Annotated in this window: 21 protein-coding genes; 12 read left to right on the top strand and 9 right to left on the bottom strand. The window is 39.7% G+C overall.

The genetic code is table 11. The features are described 5' to 3' along the window. Positions 1-23: 23 nt before the first annotated feature. From ESZ48_RS04725 to ESZ48_RS04760, 8 genes are all read left to right on the top strand, one after another. Complete coding sequence (locus ESZ48_RS04725) at positions 24-1625, top strand: acyl-CoA carboxylase subunit beta (RefSeq protein ID WP_129016178.1); 1602 nt, start codon at positions 24-26, stop codon at positions 1623-1625. Positions 1626-1640: 15 nt separating this feature from the next. Further along, positions 1641-3620, top strand: a complete 1980-nt coding sequence (locus ESZ48_RS04730; protein ID WP_129016179.1) for an acetyl/propionyl/methylcrotonyl-CoA carboxylase subunit alpha — start codon at positions 1641-1643, stop codon at positions 3618-3620. A 2-nt stretch (positions 3621-3622) separates the two neighbouring features. Then, positions 3623-4441: an enoyl-CoA hydratase-related protein gene (locus tag ESZ48_RS04735; protein ID WP_129016180.1), complete on the top strand. Its 819-nt coding sequence runs from the start codon at positions 3623-3625 to the stop codon at positions 4439-4441. Positions 4442-4454: 13 nt separating this feature from the next. Then, entirely contained in the window at positions 4455-5318 is an 864-nt protein-coding gene (locus tag ESZ48_RS04740; RefSeq protein ID WP_129016181.1) for a BKACE family enzyme, read from the top strand. A gap of 7 nt (positions 5319-5325) precedes the next feature. After that, the gene (locus ESZ48_RS04745) at positions 5326-6135 is read left to right on the top strand and encodes an SDR family oxidoreductase (RefSeq protein WP_129016182.1); all 810 of its coding nucleotides are present in this window, start codon (positions 5326-5328) and stop codon (positions 6133-6135) included. A 4-nt stretch (positions 6136-6139) separates the two neighbouring features. Then, complete coding sequence (locus ESZ48_RS04750) at positions 6140-7915, top strand: acyl-CoA dehydrogenase family protein (protein WP_129016183.1); 1776 nt, start codon at positions 6140-6142, stop codon at positions 7913-7915. Positions 7916-7925: 10 nt separating this feature from the next. After that, on the top strand, positions 7926-9443 hold the full coding sequence (locus tag ESZ48_RS04755) for an acyl-CoA dehydrogenase family protein (protein WP_129016184.1): 1518 nt from the start codon (positions 7926-7928) through the stop codon (positions 9441-9443). 261 nt (positions 9444-9704) lie between these two features. Further along, positions 9705-11414, top strand: a complete 1710-nt coding sequence (locus tag ESZ48_RS04760) for an AMP-binding protein (protein WP_223266360.1) — start codon at positions 9705-9707, stop codon at positions 11412-11414. A gap of 58 nt (positions 11415-11472) precedes the next feature. Here the strand turns inward: ESZ48_RS04760 and ESZ48_RS04765 are convergent, their stop codons facing one another. Beyond that, positions 11473-11913 carry a DsrE family protein gene (locus ESZ48_RS04765; RefSeq protein WP_129016185.1) on the bottom strand — a complete coding sequence of 147 codons (441 nt, stop codon included), beginning with the start codon at positions 11911-11913 and terminating at the stop codon, positions 11473-11475. 125 nt (positions 11914-12038) lie between these two features. Between ESZ48_RS04765 and ESZ48_RS04770 the strand changes: the two genes are divergently transcribed. Continuing rightward, entirely contained in the window at positions 12039-12374 is a 336-nt protein-coding gene (locus ESZ48_RS04770; protein WP_129016186.1) for a DUF6150 family protein, read from the top strand. A gap of 224 nt (positions 12375-12598) precedes the next feature. After that, positions 12599-13243, top strand: coding sequence for a thiamine phosphate synthase (thiE, locus tag ESZ48_RS04775; protein WP_129016187.1), 645 nt, complete (start codon positions 12599-12601; stop codon positions 13241-13243). A 102-nt stretch (positions 13244-13345) separates the two neighbouring features. On the opposite strand, the gene ESZ48_RS04780 is transcribed toward thiE, so the two are convergent. From ESZ48_RS04780 to ESZ48_RS04795, 4 genes are all read right to left on the bottom strand, one after another. Continuing rightward, positions 13346-13621, bottom strand: a complete 276-nt coding sequence (locus ESZ48_RS04780) for a hypothetical protein (protein WP_129016188.1) — start codon at positions 13619-13621, stop codon at positions 13346-13348. Between the two features lie 663 nt (positions 13622-14284). After that, entirely contained in the window at positions 14285-14470 is a 186-nt protein-coding gene (locus ESZ48_RS04785) for an adenylosuccinate synthetase (protein ID WP_129016189.1), read from the bottom strand. A gap of 1229 nt (positions 14471-15699) precedes the next feature. Beyond that, entirely contained in the window at positions 15700-18195 is a 2496-nt protein-coding gene (locus ESZ48_RS04790) for an ABC transporter permease (RefSeq protein WP_129016190.1), read from the bottom strand. 47 nt (positions 18196-18242) lie between these two features. Continuing rightward, positions 18243-18932 (bottom strand): ABC transporter ATP-binding protein, encoded by a 690-nt coding sequence (locus tag ESZ48_RS04795; protein ID WP_129016191.1) that lies wholly within the window; start codon positions 18930-18932, stop codon positions 18243-18245. Positions 18933-18982: 50 nt separating this feature from the next. Between ESZ48_RS04795 and ESZ48_RS04800 the strand changes: the two genes are divergently transcribed. After that, positions 18983-19705, top strand: coding sequence for an arylesterase (locus tag ESZ48_RS04800; protein WP_394345720.1), 723 nt, complete (start codon positions 18983-18985; stop codon positions 19703-19705). 149 nt (positions 19706-19854) lie between these two features. Here the strand turns inward: ESZ48_RS04800 and ESZ48_RS04805 are convergent, their stop codons facing one another. The 4 genes from ESZ48_RS04805 to ESZ48_RS04820 all read right to left on the bottom strand — a co-directional run bounded on the left by ESZ48_RS04805 (position 19855) and on the right by ESZ48_RS04820 (position 25145). Next, complete coding sequence (locus tag ESZ48_RS04805) at positions 19855-21240, bottom strand: FAD-binding oxidoreductase (protein ID WP_129016193.1); 1386 nt, start codon at positions 21238-21240, stop codon at positions 19855-19857. A 124-nt stretch (positions 21241-21364) separates the two neighbouring features. Further along, positions 21365-21739 (bottom strand): group I truncated hemoglobin, encoded by a 375-nt coding sequence (locus ESZ48_RS04810; RefSeq protein WP_129016194.1) that lies wholly within the window; start codon positions 21737-21739, stop codon positions 21365-21367. A 696-nt stretch (positions 21740-22435) separates the two neighbouring features. Further along, positions 22436-23626, bottom strand: coding sequence for a CynX/NimT family MFS transporter (locus ESZ48_RS04815; protein ID WP_129016195.1), 1191 nt, complete (start codon positions 23624-23626; stop codon positions 22436-22438). A gap of 430 nt (positions 23627-24056) precedes the next feature. Continuing rightward, on the bottom strand, positions 24057-25145 hold the full coding sequence (locus tag ESZ48_RS04820) for a nickel-binding protein (protein WP_129016196.1): 1089 nt from the start codon (positions 25143-25145) through the stop codon (positions 24057-24059). A 175-nt stretch (positions 25146-25320) separates the two neighbouring features. On the opposite strand from ESZ48_RS04820, the gene ESZ48_RS04825 reads away from it, so the two are divergent. Next, entirely contained in the window at positions 25321-25881 is a 561-nt protein-coding gene (locus ESZ48_RS04825; RefSeq protein WP_129016197.1) for a Crp/Fnr family transcriptional regulator, read from the top strand. The last annotated feature ends 660 nt before the right edge of the window (positions 25882-26541 follow it).

The raw sequence follows: 26541 nt of genomic DNA on the forward strand, positions 1-26541 counted from the left end.
TACAACTTTAATACAAATTTAAGATGAGTGTTTTAAAATCAAAAATCAATATCAACGCTGCAGCGAGCAAAGAAAACTATCAAAAGATGATGGACTTGGTAGCGCAATTGAATAAAAAATATAAGGAAGGTAGTTTTCAAGGGGATGAAAAACACATTACCCGAGCAAGAAAAAGACAGAAATTCTTAGCCAGAGAACGCATCGAATTGCTATTGGATAGAGACAGTCCTTTTTTAGAATTAATGCCTTTAGCCGGTATGAACAACAAAAACGGCTTTGGTGCTGGCGGTACCAGTGTTTCAGGCATTGGCTTGGTTCACGGCAAGTTTTGTATGATCAACTCTAATGTGGGCACCCGTAAAGGTGGTTCTGTAGATTATGCGACTGTTTTTAAAGGCTTAAGAATTGGAGATATTACAAGAGAATGCAAATTACCAACCATCAATTTAGTAGAAAGTGGTGGCGCCAATTTACCCGACCAAGCCAAAATATTCAACTATGGTGGCGAAGGCTTTAGAGAAATTACCAGACGTTCCGAATTAGGCATTACCACGATTGCCGTGGTTTTTGGTAATGCTACTGCCGGTGGCGCTTATATTCCAGGAATGTCGGATTATTCCATATTTCAAAAGCAAGCTGCCAAAGTGTTTTTAGCGGGTCCGCCTTTAGTGAAAATGGCTACCAATGAGATTGCAACCGATGAAGAATTAGGAGGCGCAGAAATGCACAGTAGAGAATCGGGGGTTTCAGATTATTTAGCGGAAGATGAATTGGATGCTATCAGAATCGCCAGAGAAATTATGGAGTTTGTGCCAGAAACGACGCCACATTTGATTCCGACAGAAGACATTAAAACCCCATTATATCATTCAGATGAAATCTTAAGTGTGGTTCCTGCCGATATCAAAACTCCTTTTGATGTGAGAGAACTCATTATGCGGATTACCGATGGTTCTGAATTTTCTGAATTCAAGGCAGAATATGGCAGTACCATGGTTTGTGGGTGGTCTAAAATAAACGGCTATCCGGTAGGGATCATTGGAAACAACGGCGTTATTTTTTCTGAATCAGCCAACAAAGGCGCGCAGTTTATTCAGTTGTCCAACCAAAAGAACATTCCCCTACTCTTCTTACAGAATACGACGGGGTACATGGTTGGAAAAGAATATGAACGAGGCGGCATCATTAAAAACGGCGCCAAATTAATCAATGCGGTTTCCAACAGTAAAGTCCCCTCCATCACCTTAATGATTGGGAGTTCTTTTGGCGCTGGAAATTATGGAATGAACGGACGTTCATTTGAACCTAATTTCTTGTTTGCTTATCCCAATTCGAAAATTGGCGTGATGGGTTCAGAACAATTGGCAGGTGTGATGGAAATTATTCAAAAGGCATCCAATGAAGCCAAAGGAATTCCTGATAATCCTGAGCAAACCAATATGATTAAAGCCATGTTGGTTGCCGAAGCAGAATCGAAATCCTCAGCGTGGCATTCCACGTCTGAACTTTGGGATGATGGGATTATTGACCCCAAAGAAACACGGAATTATCTCGGCTTTTGTTTAGCAGTTTTGTACAATCAAGAAATTAAAGGCACAAATAGTTATGGTGTTTGGAGACACTAAAAGCAACCTAATAGCATGAAACATATCAATACAATTTTAGTTGCAAACAGGGGAGAAATTGCGTCGCGCATTTTTAGAACCTGTAAACAAATGGGCATTACGTCAGTTGCCGTATACACTGATGCAGACAAAAATGCACCTTATGTACAAGAAGCAGATCTTGCCATTCATATTGGTGATTCTGAGCCGGCAGCTTCCTATTTAAATCAAAATAAAATCATTGCAGCAGCAAAGCAAGTGAACGCAGATGCCATTCATCCTGGCTATGGTTTTTTATCTGAAAATCCAGATTTTGCAGAGCGCTGCAGTAAAGAAGATATCATTTTTATTGGTCCAAACGTAGAAGCCATTAGAGCCATGGGTTCTAAGGCAGAAGCGAAATCCATTATGGAAAAAGCGAAGGTGCCAACCATTCCAGGCTATAAAGGTAAAGATCAGTCTACTCAAACCTTAAAAGCCGAAGCTTTAAGAATTGGATTTCCGCTCTTGTTAAAAGCTACTTATGGTGGTGGTGGAAAAGGCATGCGGATTGTTCATAAAGAAGAGGAATTGGACAACGCTATTACGTCATCAAAAAGAGAAGCCATGAATGCTTTTGGTAATGATGATTTAATGGTGGAAAAATATATCGCTTCAGGCAGACATATCGAGTTTCAGGTATTTGGCGATCAACACGGTAATGTCATTCACATTTTAGAAAGAGAATGTACCATCCAAAGACGCTATCAAAAAGTCGTTGAAGAAAGCCCTTCTCCTGTTTTGACCCAAGAACTTAGAGAGCGTATGGGCGACGTGGCTGTTGCCGCAGTAAAAGCGCTGAATTATGATAATGCTGGTACCGTAGAATTTATTTTTGATGAGACTACCAACGACTTCTTTTTCCTGGAAGTCAATACACGATTACAAGTAGAACATCCGGTTACAGAAGAAATTACCGGTTTGGACTTAGTGAAAATGCAAATTGAATCTGCAACAGGAATGCCTTTTCAAGTGCAACAAGAAGACATCAAAGGCAATGGTTACGCCATAGAAGTGAGAGTGTATGCCGAAGACGCGGAAAACAATTTTGCGCCAGTTAATGGTACGGTGCATATGCTTAGATATCCAGAAGTGGAAGGATTGAGAGTGGAATCTGCCATTCGTACCGGTTCCGAAATTTCAATGCATTACGATCCGATGATTGCTAAAATTATTGTTCATGATAGCAATAGGAATTCCGCAATTGCTAAATTGAATTACGTGCTCAAAAACACAATTTGTCAAGGCACAAGAACAAATTTAGCCTTCTTACAAACCATCATAGAAAATGAAGATTTTATAGCTGGAAAGTACGACACCCATTTTATTGAAAACAACATCGACTTAACGGCTATAGCGACACTAAATCAACAAGATAAAGAAGAGTTAGCCATAGTTGCCACCTTATACAATTGGCAACAAAGAGAAGAACAACGAACAAAATTAAGAGCCATTCCTTCTGGTTGGAGAAATAACTTTTACGAACATCAAAAAGAAGCAGTTGTTATCAACGATGAAGAGATCACCGTGAATTATCGGTATTTAGAAGACCACTTTGAAGTTATTATTAATGATGAAAAACGCATTTCTGAAATCATTAATTGTTCTGAAGATAGCATTCGTTTAAGCACCAACGGACTTCAAAAAACCTTTGCAATTTGTGTAAAAGATGACCTCACCTATATCCATACGCCTTCCATTGGAAATGTGGAAGTGACACTCTTAGATCGTTTCCCAATAAAAGAGAAGGCAAAAGAAAAAGGTGGCTACACCTCCCCTATGCCTTCAAAAATCATCAAACTGCTTGTTGCCACAGGTGATGTGGTTAAAGAAAACGATCCTTTAATCGTGATTTCTTCTATGAAAATGGAAAGTACCATTATGGCGGATGAAGATGGAATTATAGAAGAAATATTTGTGGAAGAAGGTCAGAATGTCCAAGTAGATCATTTATTACTAAAAATAAACAGTAAGTAATTATGGAATTTTTCAATAAAGAACTTGTAGATAAAGCCTTGGAGCAAACCTTTGCTTTTATCCAATTGAAATTTGAAGCGCACGTACTCACGCTCACATTAGATAGAGCAGAAAAGAAAAATGCGATTCACCCACAGATGGTGCAAGAAATTGCTTTTGCCATGCAATTCGCCAAACAAACAAATGCCGTAAGAGCTGTTGTGATAAACGCTTTGGGAGATGTTTTTTGTGCTGGTGCCGATTTAAAAGCATTTATGGGTATGGTTGGCGAATTTGAATCCTCCATTCCAAAATCAGATCAGGAGATATTATTAGGAGAACTATTTAATAAAGTACACAAACCGGTGATTTCTAAAATTGAAGGCGATGTTTATGCAGGCGGACTTTTCTTCCTTGCTGGACCAACCTATGTGGTTTGTAATGACCATGTAAAACTTGGATTACCAGAAGTAAAACGTGGTTTGTTTCCTTTTCAAGTCATGGCATCACTTTTGGAAATTATGCCCAAACGGAAAGTTATCGATTGGTGTATTAATGGAGACACCATAGACGCCAACAAGGCTTTAGAATTTGGTTTAGTGACACATTTGACAACTAAGGAAACCATAGATGAAACGGTGAACAGCATTATCAACAAACTTCTTGAGAACTCCCCTACAGCAATCCGTTTGGGATTGGAAGCAGCAGATTATATCAATAAAAAAGAATCGGAACATGCCTATTTAATGCAAATGCTTCAAAAAACAATTATGTCTAAAGATGCACAAGAAGGCATGTTAGCATTTAAAGAAAAAAGAAAACCAAATTGGTCTGACCAATAAAATAATTACAGTTATGATTTACAAAAAACTCATCTTATCCGCAGCATTAACAGGTGCTGCCACCAATAGAACGCACTGTCCGGACATCCCTTATACGCCTAAAGAATTAGGCTTGGAAGCAAAACGTGCCGTGGATGCAGGTGCTGCCATCGTTCATATTCATGCCAGAGAAGACAACGGCATGCCTTCTTGGAGAACAGAGGTTTTTCAAGAAATTTCGGAAGAAGTGAGAAAGCATTCTAAAGACGTCATTATCAATTATTCTACAGGTGCGATTGGTCTTTCTATTGAAGATCGTTTAAAGCATTTACCAGCAACAAAACCAGATATGGCTGCTTTTAATATGGGGAGTATGAACTATGCGATATTTTCCAAAAGAGCCAAACAATTTATTTGGAATGGTGTTTTTGAGAACTCTTTCGACGACATGATCAAGGTGGTAGAAACCATGAACGAGAACAATATATGTCCAGAAATGGAATGTTTTGATACGGGGCATATCAGAAATGCGGAACCTTTAAGAGAAATGGGATTACTACCTGACAATGCCAGTTACAGTTTAGTGATGGGCGTTTTAGGAGGTATTGATGCTACGGCAGAAAACTTAATTCATCAGATCAAACAAGTCCCAGAAGGTGCTTTTTGGCAATCTATTGTGATCAGTAGAAAACAATGGCAACTCTCCGCAATTGCTGCAGCTATGGGCGGAAATTTTAGAGTTGGTTTAGAAGATAATTTTTACTTGCCAAACGGCGATATGGCAAAATCGAATGGCGAATTGGTAGACGCTGGGATGACTTTGGCAAAATCTGTAGGAAGAGAAGTTGCGACGATAGAAGAAGCCAGAGCCATGCTCAATATCCCTTTAAAACAATAAACGAACTATGTTTCAATCAAATACATTTAAAGATCAAGTTGTTTTAGTTACCGGAGGACGGTCCGGAATCGGTTTTCAAATCGCTAAAGACATGTTGCAACTGGGCGCAAAAGTCATTATTTGCTCACGTAAAGAAGCGCCCTTAAAAGAAGCCGCCGAAAAACTCTCTGAATTTGGAGTCGTTGATTATCAAGCTTGTGATATTCGAAATACCGAAGAGATTCAAGCATTGGCAGCCATGATCAAAGAAAAACACGGCAGATTGGATGTTTTGGTAAATAATGCTGGGGGACAATTTCCTGTACTTGCAGAGTATTTGAATGATAAAGGTTGGAATGCGGTGATCAATAACAATTTAAACGGCACATTTTATATGATCCGTGAAATGGCGAACGCTTTTTTCATTCCTCAAAAACAAGGAAACATCGTCAATATTATTGCGGATATGCATCGCGGTTTTCCTGGGATGATTCATACGGGTGCTGCCAGAGCTGGTGTGGAAAATATCACCAAAACCTTAGCCCAAGAATGGAGCGATTTTAATATTAGAATCAACTGTGTTGCTCCTGGCATAATCGAGTCAAGCGGATTAGATACTTATCCGCAACCTGTTCAAGACATGTTTGCTGAAGCCAAAAAAGCCATTCCTCTAAAGCGTTTCGGTGATGTAAAAGACATCTCCAATGCTGTTGCGTTTTTAGCGAGTCCGTTGGCGTCCTATATCACAGGGATTTCCTTGTATGTGGATGGCGCACAGCATTTAAATTATGATAAAATGGGAATGCCAAACGTATTAAAATCCTTTTTAAACCCATAAACCGATGAGCACAAAACAACTTATAAATGGTGGCGCGTTTTTAATCTACACGGCAGATTCCGAGAGTGTTTTTACACCAGAAGACTATACCGAAGACCAACTCTTGATTAGAGCCTCCGTTAGAGAATTTTTAGACCGAGAAATTGAACCTATAAAAGACGTTTTTGATACCAAAGAAGGCACCAAAATAGCGCCAGAGAAATTGGAACTGTTAGGCGAATTAGGTTTTTTGGGATTATCCGTACCTGAGAAATTTGGTGGGATGGGTTGCGATATCAAAACTGACATGGCGGCATCCGAAATCATGTCCGATAGTTTTGCATTTGCACAATCTATGGGGGTTCAAAGAGGCTTGGGCATTAATACCATTCTCTTTTATGGCACCCCAGAACAGCAAGAAAAATATTTAGGTGGCATTATTGCCGGTAAAATTAAGTGTTCGTATTGTTTAACAGAACCTGGCGCAGGATCTGATGCTAATTCTGGTAAAACAAAAGCAACACTTTCTGCCGATGGCAAACATTATATTCTCAACGGACAAAAGATGTGGATTACCAATGCAGGATTTGCAGACGTTTTCTCTGTGTTTTGTAAAATAGACGGTGATGAAAATTTATCCTGTTTGATTGTTGAAAAAGCATGGGGCGTCACCTTAGGCGCCGAAGAAGACAAAATGGGAATCCACGGCTCTTCCACACGACAAGTGTTTTTTGAAGATGTCAAAGTCCCTGTAGAAAATCTTTTAGGCGAACGGAATAAAGGCTTCAAGATTGCCATGAATGCCTTAAATCTGGGTCGTTTGTTTATCGGAATCGCAGGATCTGGAATATCAAAAAGAGCTTTTAAACTCGGTGTCACTTACGCCAACCAACGCGTTCAGTTTAACCAAACCATTGCATCCTATGGTGCTATTCAAGAAAAAATCGCCAAGATGGCTGTTTCTATTTATGCCTTAGAATCGAGTTGGAACCGATTGGCTGGTGATATGGATACGATGTACGACGTCTTCATGTCTGAAACGTCAAATGAACTCTTATCAAAACAAAAAGTAGCACAGGAATACGCCACAGAATGCGCCATTATTAAGGTGTTTGGTTCGGAAGTGGAGCAGTTTGTAGTCGATGAATCGCTTCAAATTCATGGCGGGATGGGCTATTCGAATGAAAGTGATATCTCGGTGTTATATAGAAATATTCGTGGCAACAGAATTTATGAAGGCACCAATGAGATTAATCGCCTATTAATTCCTGGGACTATTTTAAAATTGGCTTTTAAAGGAAAAATTCCGCTAATGGAAGAAGTTATGAAAACCTTTGGCGACTTACAAGCTGGCAACTTAAAACCCGCCGACCCTACCGTATCCTTTGCTGATTTTAGTTTAGAGTTTTTAGACAATTGTAAAAAGGTTGCCCAATTGGTCTGCGGTCAAGCCATGCAAAAATTCCAACAAGACATCGAAAAAGAGCAAGAGGTGCTTTCAAGGCTTTCCGATATCATTTCTCAAGTCTATATTCTTGAAAGTGTGGTGTTGCGAAGCATTAAAAACAAGAGCCATCAAACAGAATTAAGAGAAGCCATCACCAGCATTTTCATCTATGAATCTGCTAAAATTTTAAACGACGCTGCCCAAGAAGTTATTTACGCAAGTGCAGCCCCGGAAATGGCATTGATGAGCTTTAAAGCGATTAAAAAGCTGATTCAGCTACCTGCAGAACATATTATAGAAAAAAGAAGAGTCGTTGCAAAACACTTTATCGAAGAAAATAAATACAAATTATAAATTGATACCAATGAGCAATTATCATTTCACAGAGGAACACTTAATGTTTCAGGAAAGTTTGAAAGCATTCATGAAAAAAGAAGTGATTCCGAACATAGACATCTGGGAAGAAGAACAACGGATCCCAACTGAGGTATGGAAAAAAATGGGCGACTTAGGCTTTTTAGGATTAGGATTTCCTGAAGAGTTTGGAGGTTCAGACTTAGATTTCTTTTACGATGTTATTTTTGTTGAAGAAATCGCCAAAGTATTTTCAGGCGGTTTTGCCATCACCCAAGCAGTGGTTCAATACATGTCCAGTCCGTATATTTTAAAACACGGGTCGCAACAATTAAAAGAAAAATACCTGCCAAAACTCATTTCTGGTGAAGCCATAAGTGGGATTGCCATTACCGAACCTTCGGCTGGCTCCGATGTGGCTAATATAAAAACAACCGCCACTTTAGAAGGCGACCACTATATTCTGAACGGATCTAAAACATTTATTACCAATGCGGTTTATGGCGATTTCGTCATCTGTGTCGTAAAAACAGATGTCAGTGCCGGACCTGGTGGCGTCAGTCTTTTGGTGGTCGATTTAGATGCTGATGGCATTCAAAAAACGAAATTAAAAAAACTGGGTTGGCATGCTTCTGATACTGCAGAACTCTCCTTTGACAACGTGAAAGTGCCAAAAGAGAATTTAATCGGACAGGAAGGTCAAGGCTTTTACTATTTAATGGGTGGTCTTCAATTAGAACGCTTGGTTGGCGCCATTATGGGCTATGCCGCAAGCGAATCGGCTTTGGAGTACACCTTGCAATACATGTCTGAACGAACTGCTTTTAATAGACCGATTAACAAGTTTCAAGTCTTAAGACATCGTATGGCGCAATTGGCATCAGAAATAGAAGCTTGCAAACAGTTTGTACTGCATTGCTCCCGACTTCATAATGATGGGAAGTACGCGGTTAAAGAAAGTTCTATGGCGAAACTATTGGCTACAGAACTCTCCGATAAAACCATGACCCAATGTTTACAATCGTTTGGCGGCTATGGCTATATGGAGGAATACAAAATCGCCAGAATGTTTAGAGATAGCAGAATCGGCACTATTGGTGGCGGAACCTCAGAAATCATGAGAGAGATTATCGCCAAAATGGTCATTGATGATGTGAGTTATGAAAAAAGCACAGAAACTAAAAACGAAATTAATACAAATATAAATTTAAAAACAGATCAAAAAATGAGCACACAATTAGAAACACTTTTAGACGTCATTAAAGCAAAAACAGCAAAAGTTGACCCAATCGGACATACACTGAAATTCGATTTCGGAGAAGAGCAATTATATATCGATGGCAAAGGCGATGTCAATCAAGTTTCCACCAGTAATGACCCAGCCGAATGTGTTATTGAAACAAGTTTCGAAGACTTTATAGCATTAACAAAAGGCGAATTAAATCCGATGGCTGCGGTTATGGGCGGGAAAGTAAAAATTAAAGGCGATATGTCTGTAGCTATGAAGTTGCAAACCATTTTTGGATAGACTTTATGACTAATTCATTTTATAATTAAATTCAATTATAGGATCCGAAACCTGTATGATTTGCTGGCGATTCTAAAAGTATTGATTTTCACGAATCAAAATGCTTTTCTGTCAAAAACTAACGAATCGTACGGGTTTAATTTCCATAAGTAATGAATAATGCTGGATTTTGTGCTTTTGGTAAATCAACTGAAACTCCAATTGAACAAAAAATAAATGAGAATCCTTTAAATGTACTTCATCTTTTAAACAAAAAGTTATTTGAAAAATAATTATAACAACATGCAAGAGGAAAATAATTCTATAAAGAGCATTATTGAATATTTCTATTTCTGGGAAGAAAACACGCCTGATTCCGTATTTTTAAGACAGCCTTTTGGAAACGAATGGACGACTCTGACATTTAAAGAAGCAGGACTTGAAGCCCGAAAAATGGTGACCGCTTTAAAAAAGGAAGGACTACAGAAAGGCGATCATGTTGGTATCTACTCTAAAAACTGTTACCATTGGGTCTTAGCCGATTTGGCGATTCATATGGGCGGATTTGTTTCTGTGCCCTATTATGCGAGCTTACCCAAAGACCAATTAAAAACGGTCATCGATTTAAGCGATTTAAAAGCGCTATTTATTGGTAAATTGGATGAATGGGGAAGCAAGGAAGCCGTTCTTCCAGAAGGATTAACAGTGATACGGTTTCCGCATTATAAAGACAATGCAAAAGTGACTACCGGGTTGGATTGGAATGAACTCATAAAAGAAAATGAACCTCTTAAGGAAAATTACATTCCAAATTTGGAGGATTTATGGACCATCTTATTTACATCTGGTACTACAGGACTACCCAAAGGGGTCATGCATATTCACCGCTCGCCAGCGCTCATCATGCATCATGAAAAACAGACCGACTGGGTTGGGGTATTTAAAATTAAAGATTCCCGATTTTTTTCTTATTTGCCTTTAAATCATGCAGGCGAAAGAATTGGTGTAGAAACTACAGCAATCACCGTAGGAGGTTCCATATCTTTCGTAGAAAACATTGACACTTTTGCAAAGAATTTACGGGGCACACAACCTACCCTATTCTTTTCTGTACCACGGATTTGGAATAAATTTTACTTAGGTATTCTGAGTAAAATCCCTAAAAAGCAATTGGATATTTATCTGAAAGTTCCAATTCTAAAGACCATTGTTAAAAACAAGATATTAAAAGGCTTAGGATTAAATCAATGTAAGATCTTAGCCACTGGTGCAGCTATCACCCCCGCATTTTTAAAGGAATTTTATAAGAAACTCGACATCCATCTTATCGAAGCTTACGGGATGACCGAGCTTTGTGGATCCATAACAAATTCAGTCCATTTAAATTCCCCTTTTGATTCCGTAGGCAAAGTAGTGCCTTTTGCAGAACTTAAAATAGACCCAGAAGACGGCGAGGTGATTATTAAAACGCCATATATGATGAAAGGGTATTATAATGATGCAGAGAAAACAAATGAAGTTTTAAAAGACGACTGGATGTATAGTGGGGATATCGGTCATATTACAGCAGATGGATTTGTAATGATTACAGGTAGAAAATCTGACGCATTTAAAACCTCCAAAGGCAAATATATTGTGCCAAATCCTATAGAAGAAACAATTTTAGAAAACGATTTCATAGAACAAGTGTGTGTTGTAGGCTTAGGATTACCTAATCCCATTGCTTTGGTGCAACTTTCAGAAGATGGTATGAATACATCAAAAGATATTATTGAAGCCTCATGTGAGGAAACCTTGGAGCATTTAAACAAGGAACTTCCGAATTATGAAAGAATAAACACCATGGTTATTATCACAAAAGAGGTATGGTCAGAAAAGAACAACCTCCTTACTCCTACTTTAAAGATCAAGCGAAATGAAATCCATAAAACCTATAATGAACACTATTTGGATTGGTTTAACCACAAGAACAATATCGTTTGGGAGGCGTAATAATAATTAAAAGGACTACAACCCCCAAAGATATTGTATAGAGCACGTTCCGACTAAATTATAAGGTGATCGTTTTATAGCCGTTTTCTTGCAAACCGAAAATATAGGCAAATCCATCTGGTGTGGTTTCAATAGACCTGTGGTAATCTGATTTTTTCACATCAAAGTGCTTCATAGCCGACTCACAAACGACAATACGGACTCCAATCTTTTCACTCATTTCAATAAAAGAAGTCAAACTTTCGTCGGTGGCTAAATCTTTAGCTGCTGCACTGATGATGACAATCTCAAAACTCATTGTAGGATTCTTGCCTTTAAGTTCTTTACCCGTCATAACGGCTGCTTGAAAGTAGCGCGCATTAGGAACGAGGATCGCATATTTACCGTCCGTTTTCACGGAATTCTCAATATCTGAAACACTTAAGGATTGTGCAGTGGCTGGAGTGTACAAAACAGATCCTACAAAAACAAAAAGGACCAATAAAAATTGATGACGCATAATTTTTCTAAATTTGGGTTATTAATAATAACTAGGTGATTCACATCACAAGGACAAACATACGCTTTCCTTCTATCTCTAATTGTAACCTAGGTTACCAAGAATGCCAATTAAAATTCAAGAATATGAAACAGTTTTTTTTAATCTCAATACTGCTTTTGACGTTCAACATAGCAAAAGCTCAAAAAATCCATACGGTTGATTATGAAAATCAGGCTGATGTAAAAGTATTCGTTGTGGATTATGAAAACCAAGCCGATTTAAAAGTTTTCAAAGTAAAATACGAAAATCAAGCAGGTAAGAATGATGGAAAATGGTTCTTTACAAAATATGCGAATCAAGCAAAAAAGAAAATATATTTCGTGAAGTACGAAAATCAAGCCGACTTAAAAATCTTCTTTGTTGACTATCAAAACCAAGCGGGTTGGAGAAGGGCGTCTAAGAAGGAATTATTGTATTAAATTGGCTTTAATGAAAATTTGTAAATTTATTTTGATAAGTAAAAAGCAATAATTTGATGTTATAAGGTGATTATACCAAAATATGATAATAAAACTTAACCAATAGTCTTTGTCGATGTTATTTGACAGCATCAAAAATTCTCGATTAATTGCACATCTCCATCTAATTTCCCACCTAAAGTATTTAACTTGCCACAATTCCGTTCCTAATAAAAAACAAGGTCATGATCATCCCTAAATTACATTATATCTCGCAAGGCAACACTCCAAAAGAACATTTGGAAAACATCCAAAAAGCCTGTTCTTCTGGTGCAGAATTGGTACAATTGCGTTTGAAAAATATCTCAGAAAAAAAACATTTGAAATGGTCTCAGGAAGCGCGGGAGATCACCTCTCATTTTCAAACCAGATTGATCATCAACGACGACTACAAAATAGCCAAAACCGTTAAAGCCGATGGCGTGCACTTAGGAGCTACCGATGCCGATCCAACCCTTGCAAGAACACATTTATACACTTGGCAAATGATTGGTGGCTCCGCGCACAGCTTACAAGATTGTGAAGCCTTAATTGATAAGGAAGTGGATTATATCAGTTTGGGACCCTTCCGATATACAACCACAAAAGAGAACATTCCCGCAGTTTTGGGTTTAAATGGCTATGCTGCCATTATGGACGTCTTAAAAACTGAAACCCCTGTGCTTGCCGTTGGTGGCATCACTACAGCAGATGTTAAGGATTTATTGGCAACGGGTGTTTCTGGTCTTGCGGTATCTGGAGAAATCAATAGAGATTTTAATACTATCAAATTATTTAATGAACTACTGAATGCGTCTTCAACGGCGGAGAAACGGCATACGTTTGAGTAGCTTTGAGTATTAAGTACTAAGAATTAAGTATTTAGAGCGGCTTGTTTAGGGATCGTTATCTAGTGATTTATCGAAGGCTTTTCTTTGTTCAAAACGGAAATATCACTCCCGCTGCGACGCCTCAATCATCTTTTCCAAGAGATTGGCAGCGTGTGATAACTCGGTAAGTTTAAACAATTGGGCTTGCACCGATTGGCTGCGTTGATAAATTTTCCTTTGTAAATCGGGGTCTTTGAGCGCATATTCAATGCGGTTCAATTCGTCCATGCGCATTTCCAAAGCAATAATATTGAACATTTTTTTATGCTGTTCAAAACTGAGATTGGGCTGTTGGCCATTAATCTCTAAAATTCGGGAGTAGTATTCTGTAAAGTTCATGATACAAAGTTACTTGTATTTGTAGCAAGTCCTTGCTTGAAATTGTAGTAAATATGGGGCTTTAAGAACTATGTAACCTGTTTTGAGGAAAAACAAAACTAAACAACTTCCCTCTTCCCTGCTCTATCCATGGGTTCACAACAAGAACATGGCAATACCTGATGGATGAAATTTTAACAAGGTGGGCAAATCCAATTTAATCTTTGTCCTTCTTTTTCCTTTGCTTCCTTCTATAAGTAAAATAATAGATGACCAAGAGAACAGGGATAATAATATATACAATGATATTAAATGGGCTAGAAAAATCGACTGGATTGTTATTGGCTGAGTTTGGCAGGCCTTCCGGTATTTGTAGCAGTATTGGATATCGCGTGCTTAGCATTGTGTTTCTGTAAATGGTTACCTTATAAATTTACGAAATTAATAGAAAATAGCGTTTACTAAGAGACCCTAAAAACTAAATGTTACCCACGGCAAACCCTTCCTACGATAGCTCAATAGATTCTGATTAGATGTAACCCCTATTTGAGGCTTGATAATATGTGTACGGTTTTGTTATAAAGACAACAAACCTACAGGATTCTTTCAGTTCTAAAAGAGCTTCATCTTTGTGAAAAAGAAAGTTGAGAAATGGCATAAAGAGCCATCGCGGCGACATCAAACTTAATCTTCGTTCTTATCTTTCCTCTGCTTCTTTCTATAAACTAAATAAAACACGATCAATAGGATGGGCGCAATGATAAAGACGATGACCTCGAAGGGGCTTGAAAAATCGATGGGACTGGTGTCACCCGGGTTTGGAGTGCTTGAAGGTATTTGGATCAATAATAAAGAGAGTATGTTTGACATTATTTTTCTATAAATGATTATCTACTAATTTACGAAATTAATAGCGAAGAGCCTTCATTAAAAGAGCCTAAAAGCTAAATGCTGCTTAATGCAAACCTTTCAAACATTAGATAGATTGCCTTTTTATGTCGCCCCGATGGGGCTTATTAATTTTTGCTGTTTTTTGTGTTACAAAGATAACATCCCTACGGGATTCTTTTTAGCTCCAGAGGAGCTTCATATTTGTAGAAATTAAAGTGAAGGCATGACATAGAATTCCATCGGAACGACATCTAGCTTACAAAATAGAAAACAATGGTTGTCAGCATAAGATTCCATTCCTATCAATCATAGTTTCATAAAGTCTGTTTATAGAAGCTAAATGCTGCTCAATGCATACCTTTTAAACAGTGGCTTAATAGATTGCCTTTTGATGTCGCTCCTATGGGTCTTGTTAATTTTTGCTGTTTTTTGTGTTACAAAGATATCATCCCTACGGAATTCATTCAGCTCCAGAGGAGCTTTATCTTTGTAGAAATTAAAGTGAAGTGATGACATAGAGTTCCATCGGAACGACATCTAGCTTACAAAATAGAAAACAATGGTTGTCAGCATAAGATTCCATTCCTATCAATCATAGTTTCATAAAGTCTGTTTATAGAAGCTAAATGCTGCTCAATGCATACCTTTTAAACAGTGGCTTAATAGATTGCCTTTTGATGTCGCTCCTATGGGTCTTGTTAATTTTTGCTATTTTTTGTGTTACAAAGATATCATCCCTACGGAATTCATTCAGCTCCAGAGGAGCTTCATCTTTGTAGAAAACAAAGTGAAGGGATGACATAAAGTTCCATCGGAACGGCATCTAACTGGCAAAATAGAAAACACTCATTGTCAGCGTGGGATTTCATTCCCATCAATCATAGTTTCATAAAGTCTGTTTATAGAAGCTAAATGCTGCTCAATGCATACCTTTTAAACAGTGGCTTAAGAGATTGCTTTGTTATTTCGCCCCTATGGGGTTAAACTGTGCGATTTTCTGTTACAAAGATAACATCCCTACAGGATTCTATTCAGCTCCAGAGGAGCTTCATCTTTGTAGAAAACAAAGTGAAGGGATGACATAGAGTTCCATCGGAACGACATCTAGCTTGTCAAATAGAAAACAATGATTGTCAGCGTGGGATTTCATTCCCATCAATCATAGATTCATAAAGTCTGTTCATTTTCCCGCAAGAATGCTATACCCATTATACTTCCCTCCGCAACACCTCCAACGGCGAACTCTTTAAAACCGTACGAATATTGCTCAAGCCAATCGCCAATACCAAAAGCGTAATTCCCGGTAGAAAGACTACAAAAGGAATTAGCGAGGGCGCAAAAGGTTCTTTAAACACGAACAAGGCCAAGCCTAAACTGCTCACCAAAGCCAATAGAATCCCGATCAAACTTCCCAAAAGGCCTAAAAAGATATATTCAAAGGCCGAGATTTGTAAGATCTGTGAGTTTTTAGCTCCAAGGGTCCGGAGCAAGACACTTTCTTTAACCCGCTGGTATTTGCTGGTCCTAACGGAGCCAATCAATACAATAATGCCGGTAATGATACTGAAAAACGCCATAAAATTGATGACCCAAGACACTTTATCCAAGATGTCTTCCACCAGCGTAAACACTTGACGTAGATCGATAATGGACACGTTAGGGAACTTGGACACGAGATCGCGTTGCAAAGCCGCAGAACTTGATTCGTCCTGCACAGCGGTGGTCAAAACGTTGAACTGGGGTGCATCTTCCAAAACGCCCGCAGGAAAAACAACGGTAAAGTTGATCTGCATTTGTGCCCAATCAACTTTCCGGATACTGCCCACGGTAGTTTCCATCAGAACGCCTTGGACATTAAAAACAATTGTGTCACCAACGCCCACTTTCGCATCTCCCGCAAGGTTATCTGAAATGGAAATCACCACCGGATCTCCAGGGTTCAATCGCGGGATCCATTTACCTTCCTGTAATTCCTCTGAATCGGTCAACGTGTCCCGATAGGTCGTCCTAAATTCATGATTCAAGATCCACTGGCGCACTTGGCTGGTCGTGTCCTGACGGATATCGTTTACCAATCGGCCTTTAATGCTGTGCATGCGCATGGTTACCATCGGGATATTATTCACTACCCTTAAATCCTTGGAAACAATGTTTTGTGCCACCGCCTCACGTTGTTCGGTTTGGACATCCAAGATGATGATATTGGCATTTTCCGACGTCTGCCCTACCTCTGTTTTCGCCAATAGAATGTCCTTGGTAAAATATAGGGTGCTGATTAAAAACGTGCCCAAGCCAATAGCAACCACCAAAACAACGGTTTGATTGTTTGGTCGGAAGAGGTTGAGCAAGCTTTGGCGTGCCGTAAATCCCCAACTCTTTGGAAAATACCGTTTAATGGTTTTTATGAAAAGTCCTGCCACCCCCGCCAAAATAGCGAAGGTGATGACAGTAGCGCCAACAAACATGACCGCGTACAGGGCATCATGAATAAGCCACAGAGCGAATAAAAAGAGAAACACCAAGATGGCTGCAAAAACGATCACTCGTACTATTAGTGGCTCTTGAACGGCTTGTTCGTCCACCCGCAATACTTCCAAGGGCGACACGTACCAAGTCCGAAGTAATGGCAAGAGCGCAAACAGGACCGACATAAACAGACCTAAAAATACCCCGATGATTATTGGCTGCGCCGAAATGGAAATCTCGAGCGTAAAGGGTAAAAAGTCCTTTAAGAGATATGGAAAGAGGCCTTGTAACCCCACCCCAATGAGTGAACCGATGAGTCCGCCAACAATACCAATGCCCGCAATTTGGATCAGGAAAATCAGAAAACTCTGTAATCGGGACGCACCCATACATTTTAAGACCGCAATGGCCCTTAGTTTTTCTTTGATATAGATATGAACAGAACTCGCAATGCCAATACAGCCCAAGAGCAACGCGATAAAGGCTGCCAAGTTCAAGAATTTGCCCACGTTGTCATAGCGTTTGCCCAGCCGTTGGGTACTGCCAATGTGGGTTCTTAAATCGGCGTTCTCTGATTCGAGCCGTGGCTCTAACCGATCTTCGAGTTGCTTTAAATTTAAAGTATCTGAAGTCTTGTAGAAATATTGGAATTCCTTCCGACTGCCAAACTGCAACAATTTGGTGGCTTCAATAAAACGATACGGAATGATGACCGGAGGTGCCACAGACGTAGAAATTGCCGAGCTTCCCGGAATCGATTTTAAGGCGCCCGCTATCGGAATTGTAAGTTGACCTATTTTGATGGAATCACCAGGTTTCACATCAAATTGATGCAATAAGGTAGCGTCAACCAAAGCACCACCTGAGGATTGATAAGTTCCTGCAACAGAGGCTGGTTGGGTTTCTATTTTCCCATAAAAAGGAAAGCCGCCTTTCAGACCTCGCACCTGCACTAATTTGGTGCCGCCATTCTTGGGAAAAGCAATCATGGATACAAAATTGACTTCTGAGGCATTAGGTTTTAAAGAGTCGATAATGGCTTGGGCACGCGCTGTGGGCTCTTGTTTTGAATTGATAATAAAATCGGCACCCATCAAAACTTTCGATTGGCTCTGGATATTATCCTTCAGGTTGGTGCTGAACAATTGGATGGACACCACTGCCGCAATTCCCAAAATAATCGAGGCCATAAATAAGAACAGCCTTACTTTACTGGCTTTGGCATCGCGCCATGCCATTTTGAAAAGCCAAGATGTTTGTAAGTTGGATTTGAATGAAGAGTCGTTCACAGTACAGGAGTCAGTTGATTGGTTACTATTTTTCCGCCTTTAAGACGCAAGATTTGCTGGGTGCGATTTGCTAATTCCAAATCGTGGGTAATAATGACCAAGGTGGTGCCGTTCTCTTTATTGAGATCGAACAAGAGCTGAATCACCTTTTCGCCGGTTTCGGAATCTAAATTTCCAGTAGGTTCATCGGCAAATAAGATAGACGCCGAATTCGCAAAGGCACGTGCCAAAGCCACCCGCTGCTGCTCGCCTCCCGAAAGTTGGGATGGATAATGGTGAACCCTATCGCCCAAGCCTACTTTTTCCAATAATACCCGACTCTTTTTGGTAGCGTCTTTGTTGCCTTGTAATTCTAAGGGAACACTCACATTTTCAAGCGCCGTAAGCGTTGGCAATAATTGAAAATTCTGAAAAATAAAACCGACTTCCTTATTCCGTAATTGCGCCCGTTGGTCTTCATTTAAGTCATTCAAATCCTGTCCGCATAACTCCACGCGTCCTGCATTGGGCTCATCCAAACCCGCGCACAAGCCGAGTAATGTGGTCTTTCCACTTCCCGAAGGACCAACAATTGAAAAGGTTTGGCCTTTATCAACATCAAAGGAGATGTCGTGCAAGACCGTTAATTGTTTGTTACCACTGGTATATGTCTTTTCCAACCCGGTAATCTTTAATATCTTTGGCATATAAATTTTAATTTAAATAGCGACTTATGTCCACGGCTCAAAATAAACAAATGCATTCAATTCTACCAACCGGAATCTCCCACAAACTCATAAAGTTTTGTTATTTTATTCTGCCACTACTGCTCTTGTCATGTGGTGATACCAAAACAGAAAAAACTCCTGAAAACCAAAATACTACAGAGCCCGTAGAAGACCCTGTCACGAATGATACTAAAAACAAAACGATTTTGTGTTTTGGCGACAGTATCACCGCGGGCTACGGACTGGATGATAGTAATGATGCCTATCCTGCCCTGTTACAACAAAAGATTGATGCTCTGGATTTAAATTATACGGTGATCAATTCGGGCGTCAGTGGCGAAACGACTGCTGGCGGTAGAAGCCGAATTGATTGGGTCATCAAGCAAAAAGTGGACCTGTTTCTGTTGGAACTTGGCGCCAACGATGGTTTACGCGGCGTGGCATTGTCTGAAACACGCGCCAATTTGCAGGCCATCATTGATGTGGTCAAGGAAAAAAGCCCAGACACCACCATCATTTTGGCTGGGATGGAATTACCTCCAAATATGGGACAGGAGTACACTAACGGGTTCCGCCAACTTTACGCCGACTTGGCCGCAAAGAATGATGTGGCGTTTATTCCATTTATTTTGAAAGATGTTGGCGGGATTGCGGAGCTAAATCAAGGGGATGGGATTCACCCCAATGTGGAAGGTCATAAGATACTGGCAGATACGGTTTGGGAGACTCTGGAGCCTTTGACAACACGCTAGACTAGTGCTGTTTATGTAGTTGTAATTGATGTTGTGATTTAATCGTAAACAGAAACGTTGTTGGTGGAAAACACCAACAACGGCCTGTGAAAAACACGAACAATGGCTAAGTCATTTTATAATAACATAGCTTAAAGCATTTTGATTGATTAAGCTCTAATGTTTTGATTCACCCGAAATAAGTTTTCAGGATCATAAGCCGCTTTAATTTTCGCCAATCGTTCGTAATTATGCTTATAGCTCGCTTTCACGCGGTCCTGTCCTTCATCCATCATGAAATTTGAATACGCACCACCTGCAGAATACGGATGCAATGCATTGTAGTAGGCTTTACACCAATCGGTAATCTTAGCTGCGTTTTTAGGATCAGGATCGACGCCTACATACACGCCGGCATATCTGGCGTCCCGATAGGCCCATGGCGTATCTGTTGCGCCAACTCTACTGGCTGCGCCAGTAATGGGATAGAGATGCATTTGAGATAGTGGCGTTGGAATCTGTGAGCCAAACTTTAAATGCTGGGCGGTGACCTCTGGACTCAATTCGTTAAAAAAATCGGATCTCCAATACCATTGTAGCCCTGTTGGCAATAACCCGTCAAATAGGGATTGAATGCCGGGATATGGCATTTCGCCAACATGGGTAAAAACAGGTTCACGGTCTAATACCGGCTTAAAGATGGTGTCAAATTCATCGGGATCTCCAACATAGCACCAAACAATTCCACAGAAAATCTTGTTGTGCAGATGCTCTGGAAATGGCGGTCCTGGAATGATCATGGTGGCGATAAAACCGTTTAGCTCTTCCGGAGCTTCTTGAATAAAATCATCATACCAAGCCATGATTTCTTCAACCTTTTCAATGGGCCATAAAGTGGGGCCACCCACCACCGTTTTTACAGTATGTGCCTGAAATGTAAAGGACGTTACCACTCCAAAATTGCCACCGCCACCGCGAATGGCCCAAAACAATTCGGTGTTTTCTTTGGCATTTACGCTAACAAAACTGCCATCAGCCAAGACCATGTCGGCTTCCAGTAAATTGTCAATCGTCAACCCATACTTTCTTGTCAAATAACCAATGCCTCCGCCAAGCGTCAGGCCGCCAACGCCAGTGGTGGAGATCATTCCTGAAGGGATGGCCAAACCAAATTCGTGCGTAACCGCATCAATCTCACGCCAAATATTCCCTCCTCCAACTTTTACAGTGTTATTAGCCGTATTTACTTCCACAAACTTAATTCCAGATAAATCAATGACCAAGCCGTCATCGCATAAGCCTAATCCGCCGCCATTATGCCCACCACCTCTGATGGCTATTAACAGGTTGTGGTTTCTTCCAAAATTCACTGCTGCCACCACGTCCTCGGCATTTTGGCACATCACAAATAGGCCAGGATGCTTATCGATCATGGCATTGTACACTTTGCGGGTGTCATTATAGTCGGTGTCAGATGGGAAGATCAGCTTCCCATTTAGTTTGGATTGAAAGGTGTTTAAGTTTTTGGAAGCAATGTTTTTTACAGAATTTTTCATGGTAGTTGTTATTAATAGTGGTCCATATTTATTTTTACAATAAGAAGCCCGAACGAGCGCCCGCAAAGGATGACCGAAAACCTTGTCTTTATTGATTGTGCCAAGGCTGGGAAATGTGAAATCATTATTGGGATATAATCATTCCTTTTAAGGACCATAAAATAGCCAATACGTCTTTTTTTGCATCTTCAGTGATGTTGTTTTTGTCCAATGCCAGCAAGATATCGTCAATAGCATGCATATATTCGGTGGGATTGATATTCATTCCAGTGTGTGCTGTGATCATATCTCTTCCTGAATAATTGGCAGGACCGCCACTTCCCATCATAAAAAAATCGATGGTGTGTTTTTTAATGGTGGCCAATCGCTCCGGTTGATCTTTATAGGGCAGGAAACGTGCGCTAATTGCTGGATTCTCCATATGGGCGTCCACAGTATCATCAACTATTGATGAAATCCCTGCTTCGCCTCCTAATCGTTCAAAAAGTGTTGTGTTCATGATGATCTAGGTATTAAATAATGTTATTATGGCTTTTAGATGTCCTCTCAATTTTGAGGTGAATGGTGATCGTGTACCAAATGAACATCAGCATCAAGTGAGATTGGCAACGACATCATAAACGTCAATTTGTAAATCTTTGGCATCACACTTTACCATTTCAGCAACAGAACCAAAAACGCTATATTCATGTGATATTTAAATGGTTCACATCAAAAGTAGAATAGAATTGTCTTCTGTTATTCTACATTTAGACCAAATAAAAAGACTTTTAGATCAAGAGAAGTTTATAATGCGAACATTGGTTATTCAAAGGCTTGCTCGTCAATTCTAAAATAGGAATGTTTAATCGCCCTGTGTTTGCCAAATAATAGATCAAACCAAGGGTATCCATCCCCATCTGGAAGTTAGTAGGATATTAGCATATAAAAGTTCGGAAAGCTTTACAATTTTTTAATGAATTATGAGGTTTAAGAACCTCATCTTAAATACTTGATTTAAGTTAGATAGTTATCTTATTAGTGTGAAATGCACGTTCTAGACGTAAAAAGAGCAAGCTTTCAAAACAAGTGACGTTGGCATGTGCGATGGTTCGCTCTGAGGTTGGACCCGGCAGACTTGGGAATAGGCTTTGAGGACCTTAACCCCAACAGAGCTTATCAAGAAAAACCATTAGGATTTGTAGCATTACTGAATTTAGACTTTTTTGTCCTTCCCTACGTCAATGCCCAAAACAAGTTTAATAATAGCGATCACCACCAACAGCACCAAAGCGTAATTCCACACCTCGGTCAGATCGTAAATAACCCCTACAACAAAAGGACCAGTGGCAGCAATAAAATAACCAATGGATTGTACAATTCCGGAGAGCTCAGCGGCGGTTTCTGCGTCCTTAGACCGTAGAACGATCAGTAATAAAGCCAGTCCAAATGTGCCTCCAAGCACCATTCCAATCAGGCCGACCCAAAGCTCAACCATTCCAATTCCTGGAAGCATTAATCCAATCAAAGCGATAACCTCAACGATAATTAACGATACAATGACCAGACGTTGATCTTTTCTTGAACCCGCCCAAATAGGAATGACAATAGCGCCAATAATTCCGGTGGCCTGTGATAAGGAGAGCATCCATCCGGCGTACGATGCATCAAATCCGCGGTCAATCAGTAAAGCGGGAAGCCAAGCTAAGATCACATAAAACGCAAAAGATTGGAGGCCCATGTAGAACGCCAGTTTCCAGACCAATAACGAGCCACTCAGTTTTTTCATGGCTTCTTTAAATCCTCTACTTGGCGTAGTACGAGTAAGACGTTTGATGTTAGGGATCCAAATGATCAATGCCAACACCGCCAATGCCGCCCATACGGCCAAAGAACCGCGCCATCCTAAATTAAGCTCCACCGCCAAAGGAACACTTAATCCTGCTGCAACTGCAGCCCCAAGTGACATGATACCGGAATAGAGACTGGTCACAAATCCGGCCTTGTGCGGAAAGTTTCTTTTAATCAGTGCGGGGATCAGCACATTCCCAAAAGCAATGGCGATACCCAATAAAATAGTACCTAAATACAATTCAAAGATACTGCCTAAGGAACGAATGATGATTCCTACAGTTAGTAGAACCATAGCGCCTAAAAGCGTGTTTCCAATGCCAAAACGTTTGGTAAACAAAGGGGTCATTGTCGACACTACGCCAAAGGCAATTAAAGGCAACGTAGTAAGTAGACCAAGCAAGGCTTCTGAAAGGCCTATATCGGCACGAATCATGTCAATTAACGGGCCAATACTTGAAAGTGCAGGCCTTAAGTTGACCGCAACAAATAATAATCCAACGAGCAATAGCGTTCGTGATGCTTTTGTTAATCCGTTTTTATCTTGTGTTTCCATAAACCTTAAAACTGACAGTCATTAAGAACATCCATGTAGTATGTGATAAGATATCTTTAATGTCGATTCAACCTTATTTTGTACAATTGTTACCCTGAAAAGGAAAAATAGCAGCAAAAAGATTGCAAAACTAGGGTTTTGTTTTGGGACGAGCAGTTGATTTAATCTTTTATTACCACTAGTAGAGTTTTAATACCAAAAGGAATGTCTCGATTGAAAAAGCAATTTCTTATTCATAACTCGTGGACTTTCCCGCCCGTCAGTGCCGTTTGGAAGTGCCCTGAGGTTCTTGATTTAAAGTTTTAAACTTCGGAATGGAGTAAACCTATAGGTAATAGAAAGTGTAATTTAGGTTTAAATCTTCAGTCGCTGTCATCGAACCCATTCTTATCTATAAACTAGGACTCTTTATTTGAATAGCCTATCCTATTTAATTATACAAACTAGAAGGTAGGATGTTGTATTTTTTCTGGAAACATTTTGAAAAGTAAGCAGGGCTGCTAAATCCGGTCTGATAGGCGATTTCAGAAATGTTAAGTCTGTTTTTTTTAAGCAGTTCCAATGCTTTACTTAAACGATACTCTCTTAAAAAAACATTAGGGGATTTTCCAACCAAATTCATCATGGTGCGATAGAGTTTCGATTTGCTATAACCCAAATTCTCTTCAAAATCAGTCACCCCTATTTCGGGATGCGACCATATTTTTTCAGTATAATCAACTAATTCCGATATAAACGCTTCATCGGGGTTATTTAAAACATAGATCGTCTTATTTATCGAGATCGGCTTATTTTGGTTTTCTGCTTCAAAGAGATCTTTTACGGCTGCAGTAATGGACAAATCGCCTTTAACGATGTCACTCAAATAATCGGAGGTTTTTATGGTGTCCTCAAAAAGGCCTTCTTTAGCAGTCACCGGAATTCCAGCGCTTATGCCAATCTTAAATTCTAAACTTGGCGTCATTTCGGCATTATACGATTGCTGTATATTTAAGCCACAAGAAATCGCCTCTGTAACCGATTCGAAAGACATTAAATAGGTATTGGCCTCTTGTTTTACGATTCGTCCATGATGTTCCGAAGTCAATGTATTTATCGCTGAATTATAGTCCTTGACGGCTGCTTTTAATGTTTTTGATTTTTTAGTTGTTAAGATTTTCTCTTTTATTTTAACCACCATCAGAACTCTGAATGCTGGTTCGTTAATAATGTTTAAGCTTATGTTTTTTGATTTTTCAGGATCTTCTATCCGGCCTAAAAACGATTCGACGATGGTATCATTAACTTCAATGATCCGTGTGGGAATAGCACCATGGGAATGTTCATGCAAGTCTTTAAGGGCTTGTTTGTTTGGTGCATCGATCAGGCAAAAAGCTGTTTTCCTTTTTTCATCACACCAGTAGGTCAAGCCACGACAATTAAATTTGTGCTCAATAATTAAATCAGCTTGATGCATTTCTGCAACATGTGCTGCGGTAATGCCTTCAGGAAGTTCATGTAAATCTAAATATAGTGGCATCTCATTGATTTTGAATGTAATGTACGCTTTTTATTTTAAAATATGTAGGGAATAGCTGGGTTATATCGCTTCGTTTTTCAATCTTGAGCTGTATTATTTCAGGGGTTTGATGGTCCATTCGCCATTGTATTTTACTTATCTTGTGCACTAATTCAGCCGATTTATATTATACCCCATGAACATCACCGACTTTCTAACAACCATAGTAACTTTTACAGACGACGAATTGAAGGATATTGTCTCGCATTTTAAGAAAGAAACATTATTAAAAAATCAAACGCTTGTGCGACAGGGTGAGGTTTGTAAGACCCTGTATTTCATAGAAAAAGGTATGGGTAGGAGTTATTATCTCAATGAAAATGGCAAGGAAATCACCCAATGGTTTTTTGGCATTGGAAAGTTCATGTCCAGTGTAGACAGCTTTTTTCAACAAACTCCAAGTTTATATTATTTAGAAGTTTTGGAAGATGCAACGCTTTACAGTATTTCCAAGGAAGACATGGATCAATTGTTTGCCAAATATCATAAAATGGAAAAAATGGGCCGTCTTGTGACCATTGAGATGCTCACAAAAATGGTCAATAAACTCAACGCCATCCAATTTCAAACCGCCAAAGAGCGCTACGACTATATGCTCACGGAATTCCCTGATATTGCCTATCAAGTGCCGTTGGGACATATCGCTTCTTATTTGGGAATGACCCAAGAAACCTTGAGTAGGATTCGAAAAGGGTGATGTTTTCTCGGTAGACTCAGATGACACAGATATTCACTGATTCTCTTTATGAAGCTCAGTATTGCACTGTTTTTTCCCGCAGATCACGCTGATTGACGCAAAGCTCTAATACATCCCAACGCCCTCTGTGAAACTCCGTTTCTCCTCTGTGGAACTCTGTATAACAACAACTATTTCCCGAAGATATACGCAGAACGCTAACAAATTCAAATACTCTTTGTAAAACTCTGTGTCTCCTCTGTGGAACTCTGTGCAACAACCACTATTTCCCGCAGATCACGCTGATTGACCCAAAGCTCTAATACAGCCCAACGCCCTCTGTGAAACTCTGTGTCTCCTCTGTGAAACTCTGTGAAACAACCACTATTTCCAGCAGATATACGCAGAATCCTAAACCCTTTCTATCCTTAAACAGTCCATATCCACTACCCTCTATCCAACAAATAGAACTTCTCTGATTAGAGTTGACCGTTATTCAAAAATCAACATTCTTCAATCCCGCCTCCGCAAGAGCTTCGGAAGGGCAGGCGTTAATTGATAATTATTAATAAAACTTCGTTATTTTTCACGGCTCACTCTCTCACCTCTCACCACTCACCACTCACCACTCACTATTCCCTATTCCCCAATCCCCCATTCAACTCCTTCACTATTTGACCT

The sequence above is a fragment of the Gelidibacter gilvus genome (assembly GCF_004115975.1).
Lineage (GTDB): Bacteria > Bacteroidota > Bacteroidia > Flavobacteriales > Flavobacteriaceae > Gelidibacter > Gelidibacter gilvus.